The organism is Rhizobacter sp. (assembly GCF_031412495.1).
GTDB lineage: Bacteria > Pseudomonadota > Gammaproteobacteria > Burkholderiales > Burkholderiaceae_C > Schlegelella_A.
On sequence record NZ_JANODC010000329.1, the window covers coordinates 1 to 1,664 of the forward strand.

Here is a 1,664-nt window from a genome sequence, read left to right on the forward strand (position 1 = left end):
GCGACGGCCTCGGGAGCCCCGGCACGCCGCGGCTCGCTGCGCCTGAAGCTGATGCTGGTCGTGATGAGCTCGACCTGCGCCGCCCTGCTGCTCAGCGCCAGCGCCTTGCTGCTCTACGAGATCCAGAGCTACCGCGACGCATGGATCAGCGACCTCTCGTCGCAGGCCGATCTCATCGCCCAGTCGGTCGCCCCGACGCTGACCTTCGACGATCCCAAGGCGGCCGGCGAGGCGCTCGCCGTCCTCAAGGCGCGGGCCCAGATCCTCGGTGCGACCGTCTTCACGCGGCAGGGCAGGCTGTTCGCAAGCTACGAGAGCGAGGCCGGCGCGGCACCGCAGGCGGCCGCGGGGCTCGCGGTCGGCGAGGCCCGCTTCGACGGGGACCGGCTCGAGCTGCAGCGGCGCATCGAGAAGAACGGCGAGTTCCTGGGCACCGTGTTCCTGCGCGCCCGCCACGACGTCGGCGCCCGCATCGTCGACTACGTGGCGATCCTGGCGCTCGCCGGCCTGGCCGGCCTGGCCGTGGCGGGGTTGATCTTCCGCCAGCTGCATCCGGCCATCACGCGGCCCATCCTGGCCATGGCCGATGTGTCGCGCCGGGTCATCGAGGATCGCGACTACGAACTGCGCGTGACCGAGCGCAGCGACGACGAGGTCGGCGTCCTGGTCGAAGCCTTCAACAACATGCTGCGCGACCTGTCGGCCGAGATGCGCGAACGGCACAGCGCCGAGGAGGCGCTGCGCGCCGCCGACAAGCGCAAGGACGAGTTCCTCGCCACCCTCGCGCACGAGCTGCGCAACCCGCTGGCGCCCCTGGCCACCGCCCTGGCCATCCTGAAGCGGGCCGACGACAACCCCAAGGTCCGCGAATCGACCCGGGCCATGATGGAGCGCCAGCTGGCGCAGCTCGTGCGGCTCATCGACGACCTCCTCGAGGTCTCGCGCATCACCCGCGGCAAGCTCGAGCTTCGCCGCTCGACGATCGACGTGGTGACCGCCGTGCGCGCCGCCCTCGAGGCGGCCGAGCCGACGCTCCGCGGCAAGGAGCACCAGGTCAGCGCCGACCTGCCTGCCGAGCCGATCTGGGTCCATGCCGACTCCGCCCGCCTCACCCAGGTGTTCGTCAACCTGATGCACAACGCGGCGAAGTACACCGACCCGCGCGGCCACATCCAGGTCGGGGTCCGCAAGGAAGGCCCGAACGTCGTCGTCCAGGTCAGCGACAACGGCATGGGCATCGCCGCGTCCGAGCAGGAGTCGATCTTCGGCATGTTCGTGCAGCTCGACACCTCGCTCGGCCGCGGTGCGGCCGGTCTCGGCGTCGGCCTGACGATCGCCCGGCAGCTGGTAGAGATGCACGGCGGCTCCATCGGCGTCGAGAGCGCGGGCCGCGGCGAGGGGTCGACCTTCCGCGTTGTGCTTCCAACCGTTGCCGCACCCGGAGTCGACTCGCCCGGAGTCGACGCCCCCGTGGCGGTCCGGCCCGTGGGCCAGGGCAGCAGCGCACTCCCTGCCGGAGCCGGCGGCGGGTCCGCGAGAGGTGCCGGGCCCAGACCCGGCGGTCTCGCCAAGGGCACATGGGCCCGCCGGGTCCTCGTCGCCGACGACAACGTCGACTTCGCCAACAGCCTGGCCAACCTGCTGCGCCTCGAAGGCCACCAGGT

The 1,664-nt window shown here is 71.9% G+C and carries 1 protein-coding gene; it reads left to right on the top strand.

Annotated features, from left to right (window positions below; all coding sequences use genetic code 11):
* Nucleotides 1-1,664, top strand: a 1,664-nt coding sequence (locus tag AC30N0_RS12185) for a sensor histidine kinase, YfiR-like protein-associated (RefSeq protein WP_489518177.1), incomplete at both ends; no start/stop codon positions are given.